The sequence below is a fragment of the Candidatus Methylomirabilota bacterium genome, assembly GCA_035260325.1.
In the GTDB taxonomy this organism is placed as follows: Bacteria; Methylomirabilota; Methylomirabilia; order Rokubacteriales; family CSP1-6; genus AR19.
In genome coordinates, this window is the sequence record DATFVL010000162.1 from 1 (window position 1) to 7,154 (window position 7,154).

Annotated in this window: 8 protein-coding genes; 3 read left to right on the forward strand and 5 right to left on the reverse strand. The window is 71.7% G+C overall.

Translation table 11 applies throughout. The features are described from left to right. The coding region (locus VKG64_10755; protein ID HKB25523.1) for a heme-binding protein at nt 1-231 on the forward strand (231 nt) is incomplete at its 5' end. Nucleotides 232-573: 342 nt separating this feature from the next. Here the strand turns inward: VKG64_10755 and VKG64_10760 are convergent. Further along, nucleotides 574-1,710, reverse strand: coding sequence for a cobalamin-independent methionine synthase II family protein (locus tag VKG64_10760; GenBank protein HKB25524.1), 1,137 nt, complete (start codon nt 1,708-1,710; stop codon nt 574-576). Between the two features lie 23 nt (nt 1,711-1,733). Beyond that, nucleotides 1,734-2,735 (reverse strand): zinc-binding dehydrogenase, encoded by a 1,002-nt coding sequence (locus VKG64_10765; protein ID HKB25525.1) that lies wholly within the window; start codon nt 2,733-2,735, stop codon nt 1,734-1,736. 54 nt (nt 2,736-2,789) lie between these two features. On the opposite strand from VKG64_10765, the gene VKG64_10770 reads away from it, so the two are divergent. Then, the gene (locus tag VKG64_10770; GenBank protein ID HKB25526.1) at nt 2,790-3,725 is read left to right on the forward strand and encodes a zinc-binding dehydrogenase; all 936 of its coding nucleotides are present in this window, start codon (nt 2,790-2,792) and stop codon (nt 3,723-3,725) included. Here VKG64_10770 and VKG64_10775 read toward each other — a convergent pair. The 3 genes from VKG64_10775 to VKG64_10785 are packed head-to-tail and all read right to left on the reverse strand — an operon-like array spanning nt 3,712 to nt 5,550. After that, on the reverse strand, nt 3,712-4,131 hold the full coding sequence (locus tag VKG64_10775; protein HKB25527.1) for a MaoC family dehydratase: 420 nt from the start codon (nt 4,129-4,131) through the stop codon (nt 3,712-3,714). The genes VKG64_10770 and VKG64_10775 overlap by 14 nt on opposite strands. Nucleotides 4,132-4,139: 8 nt before the next feature. Then, nucleotides 4,140-4,562, reverse strand: a complete 423-nt coding sequence (locus VKG64_10780) for a MaoC family dehydratase (GenBank protein ID HKB25528.1) — start codon at nt 4,560-4,562, stop codon at nt 4,140-4,142. Between the two features lie 4 nt (nt 4,563-4,566). After that, nucleotides 4,567-5,550 (reverse strand): alpha/beta hydrolase, encoded by a 984-nt coding sequence (locus VKG64_10785; GenBank protein ID HKB25529.1) that lies wholly within the window; start codon nt 5,548-5,550, stop codon nt 4,567-4,569. 121 nt (nt 5,551-5,671) lie between these two features. On the opposite strand from VKG64_10785, the gene VKG64_10790 reads away from it, so the two are divergent. Continuing rightward, nucleotides 5,672-7,154 (forward strand): ABC transporter substrate-binding protein (locus VKG64_10790; protein HKB25530.1); only part of this gene is annotated, 1,483 nt, incomplete at its 3' end.

Here is a 7,154-nt window from a genome sequence, read left to right on the forward strand (position 1 = left end):
GACAAGGCGTACTCGGCGGTCCTCTACCGGCGCCCCACCAAGGTGTTCCAGGATCTCGTCGGCCAGGGCGGCGCCAACCTCCGCCTGCTGGGACTGAGAGGGGCCAGCGTGCTCGAGGGCGGGATCCCGCTCATCGTGGACGGCAAGGTCATCGGTGCGGTCGGCGTGTCCGGCGCCGCCTCCGAGCAAGATGCGCAGGCCGCCAAGGCCGGTGCGGACGCGTTGAAGTAGGCGCCTCTCACCGGCGCCGGGTCACCGTCCCCTCGGGAACTGGGGAGGAGTCTATCCTGCTTGCGCATCCTTAGGCGGCGCACCGAACAACCCCCTTAAAAGGAGTGTTCAATAGCGCGCGAATCCCTTTGGGCCACCACCGTGGGACTGTTCTGACCGCCAGCGGGCGCTGCGGGTTCCAGCGCGCGAAAGACTGCCCCCGGAAGCAGCCGACCGACGTCGAGTTGTCCTGGCGTGAGCCGCACCGGCTAGATGTGACGAAGCAGGAGGTTGTTCACCCAGGCCGCGCGCGGGCCGGCGCGGCCCGCGCCTAGCGCGGTCTCCGGTCTCGCGCCCGGCCCGTCAGCGCCAGAGCCGCGCGGACGCCAGCCGGGCCCCCTCGACCATCGAGCGGAGCTTGGCCCAGGCGATCTCGGGCTCGACCTGGAGGCTCGCGCGCGCGAACGTCGCGAAGCCGCAGTCGGTGCCCGCGATGACGCGCTCGCGCCCCACCACCTCGGCGTAGCGGACGAGCCGCTGCGCGACCAGCTCCGGATGCTCGATGAAGTTGGTCGTGGAGTCGAGCACGCCGGGGATGATCAGCTTGTCGTCCGGCAGGCGCACCTCCCGGAACACGATCCACTCGTGCTCGTGCCGCGGGTTGGCGCCCTCGAAGGACAGCGCTTGAGGCCGGGCCCTGAGCGCGATGCCGAGAACCTCACGAAGCGGGATGTCCCGGTGATGCGGGCCTTCATAGTTGCCCCAGCAGAGGTGCAGGCGCAGACGATCGGCGGGGATGTCGCGCAGGGCATGATTCAGCGCCTCGACGTTGGCCGCGGCGATCTTCAGGAACTCCGCGGTGGGGAGGTCGGGGAAGGCCAGGTGCCGTCCCATCGCGAGGTCCGGGCAGTCGACCTGAAGCACGAAGCCGGCGCGGTGAATGGCGTCGTACTCCTCCTTCATGACGTCGACCAGGCGCGCCAGATAGGCCTCGCGGCTCGGGTAGTGGTCGTTACGCAGGAAGTGGGCGATGACACCGGGCGAGGCGGCGGTCATGAAGACCTCGGCCGGCTTCACGCCGTCGAGGGCCGCGCTCAGGTTGGCGGCGTCCTTCTGCACCGCCGTCCGGTCCTTCCAGTCGATGGGGCCGTTGCACGACGGGCGGGCCACCGAGGTCCGTCCCACGCGCGCCGCGGCCTCGGGGAAGTCGGCCCAGTCGGCCCTGGGCGGCACCACGCTCTGCCCGCCGAACCCGGTGAGCCGATAGCGCACGTACGTGGAGTAGCCGACCTTGCCCTGCTCGCCGTCGTTGACGATGTCCACGCCCGCGTCCACCTGCCGCCTCACGACGTCCGCGACCGCGCTGCGCACGCGGGACTCGAACGCGGCGGGATCGGGCGCGCTCCCGGCGTCCATCGCTTCCAGCATCGTCGTGAGGTCGCGCGGGCGCGGCAGGCTCCCCGTGTGCGTGGTGAGGATCCGCTCCGTGCTGCGCTTCATCGCGTCATCCCTCCACGGGGCGCCTACGCCGCGCCCGGCATGAGCACGGTCTTCGCGCCGCGCCCCGCCGCCGCGTGCGCGAACGCCTCGCCGATCCGCTCGAGCGGGAAGCGCGCGGTGACGAGCCGCCTCACGCCGAGCCTGGGCATGAGGGCCAGAGCCCGGCGGAACGCGGTCCCGCGGCCGAAGGCGCCGCCGAGCGTGATCTCGCGGTAGTGCACGTCCCAGAGGTCGAGCGGGAGCCGGCTGCCCTTGGGGTTCACGCCCACGAGCTGCAGGTGCCCCGTGGGCTTCGTCAGCGCGACCGCCTCCGCGACCAGCTCCGGCTTGCCGACCGCCTCGCAGACGACGTCCGCGCCGCGGCCGCGCGTGAGCGCCTGCACGCGCTCGCGCAGGCTCTCGCGCGTCGGATCCACGACGACGGTCGCGCCGAGCCGCCGCGCGAGCCGGCGGCGCTCGTCGATCGGATCGGAGAGCACGAGCCGCCGCGCGCCGCGGCGGCGCGCGAGCACCATCGTGAGGAGCCCCATGATGCCGCCGCCGATGACGAGCACCGTCGCGCCGCGCGGCATCTCGAACTGCTCGAGGCCGGCCAGGCAGCAGGCGGCGGGCTCGGTCATCGCGGCCGTGACCGCGTCGAGACCGCGGGGCAGTGGATGCACGCAATGCGCGGGCAGCGCCACGCGCTCGGCGAAGCCGCCCACGCGCACGCAGCGCGGGCACTGGCTCACGCGCCGCGCGGCGCACTCCGGGCACTCGCCGCAGCCGTACGAGGGCTCGCACGCCACGGGGCGGCCGACGAGGCCCCGGCTCACGCCGCGGCCGACCTCACGGACGACGCCGGTGTACTCGTGGCCCAGCACCAGCGGAGGCGTCCAGGGGAAGAGGCCCTGGGTGGCGTGGATGTCCGTCCCGCAGATGCCGGCCGCGTGGACGGCGACGACGACCTGGCCGGGCCCGGCGACGGGCTCGGCGGTCTCGTCGACGGTGAAGCGGTTCTCCCCGCGCCAGGTCGCGACCTTCATGGTGGCGATCCGGATGGTATCCTGCTCCGGCGTCCGTCGCCAGGGAGGTGGGCCGTGACAACCAATCGCGCCGTCGTCGTCGATCCGGAAGCGCCAGGCCGGCTCGTCATCCAGTCGGTCCGGCCGTCTTCTCCCGAGCGCGGTGAAGCGGTGGTGCGCGTCCGCGCGATCTCGCTCAACCGAGGCGAGGTGCGGCGCGCCGGCATGGCGGCGGCCGGCTGGCGCCCGGGCTGGGACCTGGCCGGCGAGATCGAGCAGCCTGCCGCCGACGGCTCGAACCCACCCGTCGGGGCGCGCGTGGTCGGGCTCCTGCCCGAGGGCGCGTGGGCCGAGCGGGTGGCCGTCCCCACGCACGCCCTCGCCGTGCTGCCCGACGCCGTGACGTTCTCCCAGGCCGCGACCTTCCCCGTGGCCGGGCTCACCGCGCTCCACGCCCTCGCGAAGGGCGGTCAGATCCTCGGGCGTCGCGTCCTCGTCACGGGCGCCACCGGCGGCGTCGGCGACTTCGCGGTGCAGCTCGCGCGGCTCTCCGGCGCCCGCGTGACGGCGAGCGCGCGGCGCGCCGACCAGGTCCCGGCGCTGCGTCAGCTCGGCGCTCACGACGTGATCGTGGGCGACGAGATCCCGCCGTCGCCCAAGTACGATCTGGTGATCGAGTCCGTGGGCGGGCGCACGCTCGGCACGGCGCTGGCCGCCCTCGCGCGGGGCGGCGTCTGCGTCACCCTCGGCGTCTCCGCCGGCCCCGAGGTCACCTTCGACGCGCGGGAGTTCTTCGCCGCCGGGCGCACGACGCTGTACGGCTTCTACGTCTTCACCGAGCTCTCGGCGGAGCCCGCGGCGGTGGGCCTCCGGCGGCTCGCCGAGCTCGTGGCGGCGGGGCAGCTCGTACCCCACGTGAGCCTCGAGCGGTCCTGGAAGGAGATCGGTCAGGTCGCGCAGGACCTCATGGCCCGGCGCTTCCCGGGCAAGGCGGTGCTCACGCTGGACTGAGCCCGCTGGCGGTGCCGACCGCCGTCTTCTCCCCGTGCTGGTTCTCGCACCAGACCTCGACGACCACGCGCGTGGCGCCGTTCTCCCGGCGCCGGTCCTTGACCACGCCGTGGACGGTGAGGCGATCGCCGGCGTACACGGGCTTGATGAAGGCGACGGACATCGTGCCGCCCTTGACGAAGCCGGCGCCGAGGAAGCGCGTCATCATCTCCGAGACGTACGCCGTGGACATCATCCCCTGCGCCAGGCACGCGCGGAACCCCTTCTGCCGCGCCCAGCCCTCGTCGGTGTGGATGGAGCGCGCGCGCACGCCCGAGTACGCGTCGATCTTGCGCTGCGAGATCTCCTTCACGACGGCCGGAAGCTCGTGCCCGACGGTGACGGCGGCGGCGGTGGTCGTGTCCATGGCGCCCCTCAGTCCCTGAACAGCATCTGGGTGAACCGGCCGCGCACGAGCACCGTGCCCTGCTCGTCCTCGGTGACGAACTCCGTCACCATGTAGGGCTTGCCCCGGCGCTCGTACTTGTCGATGACGCGGCCGCGGGAGCGCGCGCGCACGCCCGGCCGGATCGGCTCGAGGAACTCGAACTCCATCTTCGCGTGGAGCCCCGCGTGCACGATGTACCGGCTGTGGCGCAGGCGCAACGCCTGGTTGCCGAGCAGCGTCGGGTGGGCCACGGGACCGCCGAACGGGGAGTCTCCCGAGAACCACGCGTGATGATCGTCCACGGCGAACGCGTAGGTCTCGATGTCCTCGGGCGTCACGAGCTGTGCGTCCGAGACGAACTCCTCGCCGACTTGGAGCACGTCGTACGTGAGCTTCCTGAACTCGACCATGGAGTTACCCTCCCAGCGTCTTGAGGAATGAGAGCACGGCGGCGTTGACCTCGTCCGGCCGCTCCTGCTGGGTCCAGTGACCGCAGCCGGGAAGGATGAGCGTCTGCCGGAGATCGGGGACGAACTGCTTGAGCGCCGGCAGGAGCTTGTCCATGCCGCGGAAGCCGAGCACGAGATCGCGGTCGCCCGCGACGTAGAGCGCGGGCACCGTCACTCTCGCGCCCGCCCAGGCGGCGCCGAGCTCCCAGTTACGGTCGATGTTGCGGTACCAGTTGAGGCCGCCGCGGAATCCGGAGTGCCGGAACTCGCCCGCGTAGAAGTCCACGTCGGCCTCCGTGAGCCACGCGGGCAGGGTGGCCGGCGCGTCGCGGCCGGGGAGGAACCCGCCCGTCCGCGGCACCATCCCCACGTCGCCGGCGCCGATGGTCCGCTCGCCGCGGCGGGGAGCGTCGCCGGAGCCCCAGAAGAGGACGCGGCGGATCGTCTCGCGGGGGTCGCGCTCGAGCTCGGCCTCGGCGACTCCGGGCTTCTGGAAGTAGAGCTGGTAGAAGATCGCGTCCTGGGTCTGCGGCATCACGGTCGTCGGACGCGCCGAGCCGCGCGGAAGGAAGGGCACGCTCAGGCCGATCACGGCGCGGAAGCGGTCCGGGCGCAGCAGCGCCGCGTTCCAGGCGACCGGCGCGCCCCAGTCGTGCCCCGCGATCACCGCGGTCGGCGCGCCGAGCGCGTCCAGCAGGCCGACGACGTCGCCGACGAGATGGAGCAGCGTGTACTGCTCGATGGCCTCCGGCCTGTCCGTCTGCCCGTAACCCCGCTGATCGGGGGCGACGGCGTGGAAGCCGGCCCGGGCGAGTGCCTGGATCTGGTGGCGCCAGGAGTACCACGACTCGGGGAAGCCGTGGCACAGGAGGACGAGCGGACCCTCACCCGCCTCGGCGACGTGCATGCGAATGCCGTTGGTGCCGACGAAGCGGTGCTTGATCTCCATGGCCCTAGAGCATACGGCATCGTCGCCGCGGCGTGAGATGCGTTCGGCGCCGACTTCTGCTATGGTCCGGGCTCACGCGGAGCGCGTTGCCGCGACCCCGCCGTCCCGCGAGGAGGACACGATGAGCGATCACGCGAACGATCCGAAGCGCCCCGGCAGCGTCGACCGTCGGACCTTCCTCAAGCGGGCGGGCGCCGCCGGCGCCGGCGCGGTCATCGCGTCCCGGCTGCCCGCGCCCGGCCACGCCGCAGCACAGGACGCCACCGTCCGGCCCGATGCCGCGGCCAAGCGGGGCGGCACGCTGCGCTTCGGCACCCTCAGCGCTCCCGTCCATTTCGACCTCCATCAGTCGGGGACCGTCAGCAACATCAGCGGCCAGGCACCCATGTACGACTGCCTGATCCGCCGCGACGCGCGGGACGGCCAGACGATCATCCCCGACCTCGCCCAGCGCTGGGAAATCACTCCCGACGGCAAGAAGTACACGTTCCACCTGCGGCACGGCGTCAAGTTCCACGACGGCGCCGAGTTCACGGCCGAGGACGTCAAGGCGACCTACCAGCGGATCGCCGCGCCGCCGAAGGGCGTGGTGATCCCGCGCACGCCGCTCTTCTCCGCGGTCAGCGACATCGTGGTGCTCGACCCCCATCGGATCGAATTCCGGTTGAAGGAGTCGCGCCCCAAGGCATTCATGCTCGGTGCCTTCGCGAGCGGCTGGAACGTCATCGTCAGGAAGAAGACGCTCGAGGAGAACGGCAACGACCTGCGCCACGTCATGGCCGCGCCGGGCACCGGTCCCTTCCGCCACGTCTCACGGCGGGACAAGGAAGTCTGGATCATGGAGCGGAATCCGAGCTACTGGAACAAGGGGCTCCCGTACGTGGACAAGCTCGAGGTCTACCACATGCCACCCTTCTCGCCGGAACTCGGCTCCGCGCTCCTGACCGGCAAGATCGACTACGCGCGGCTGCTCGACCCGGTGTCGTGGCGCAAGGCTAAGGAGACGCCGGGCATGACCGCGGTGGACTTCAACCAGAGCGTCATCCAGGCGGTGTTCATCAACAACACGAAGGCCCCGCTCGGCGACCCACGCGTGCGCCGCGCCATGCATCTGGCGCTCGATCGGCACACGCTCGTGGACGTCGTGAAGGACGTCGCGCCCATGAGCGTCGGCGGCTTCGTCTACCCGTTCCACGAGCTCTCGACGCCGCGCGAGGAGCTCGTCAGCAAGCGCCTCGGTTACCAAAAGGACACGCGCGCGGCCGTCCAGGAAGCGCGGCGGCTCATGGCCGAGGCCGGCCACGCCGGCGGCCTCAAGAACCTCGCGTTTCTCGTCCGCGACGTGGCCACCTTCAAGCTCTGGTCCGTGGCGATCCAGGCGATGCTGAAGGAGACGCTGAACATCGAGACGAACCTCCGGACCGTGCAGGTCTCACAGTGGTTCGAGGAGGCGGCGGCCGGTAACTTCGATCTGGCGATCAGCGCGATCGTCTCGACGCTCATGGACCCGTCCGACTACTTCAGCGCCTGGTACGGCAAGGACGGCCCGCAGAACTACTCCATGTGGACGAACCCCGCCTTCCACGATGTCGCGCGCCAGATCG

What these genes read in the sequence shown, in the direction of transcription:
- VKG64_10780 (HKB25528.1), bottom strand. Translation starts at nt 4,562, where the DNA reads ATGGTCGAGTTCAGGAAGCTCACGTACGACGTGCTCCAAGTCGGCGAG.
- VKG64_10785 (HKB25529.1), bottom strand. Translation starts at nt 5,550, where the DNA reads ATGGAGATCAAGCACCGCTTCGTCGGCACCAACGGCATTCGCATGCAC.
- VKG64_10775 (HKB25527.1), bottom strand. Translation starts at nt 4,131, where the DNA reads ATGGACACGACCACCGCCGCCGCCGTCACCGTCGGGCACGAGCTTCCG.
- VKG64_10765 (HKB25525.1), bottom strand. Translation starts at nt 2,735, where the DNA reads ATGAAGGTCGCGACCTGGCGCGGGGAGAACCGCTTCACCGTCGACGAG.
- VKG64_10760 (HKB25524.1), bottom strand. Translation starts at nt 1,710, where the DNA reads ATGAAGCGCAGCACGGAGCGGATCCTCACCACGCACACGGGGAGCCTG.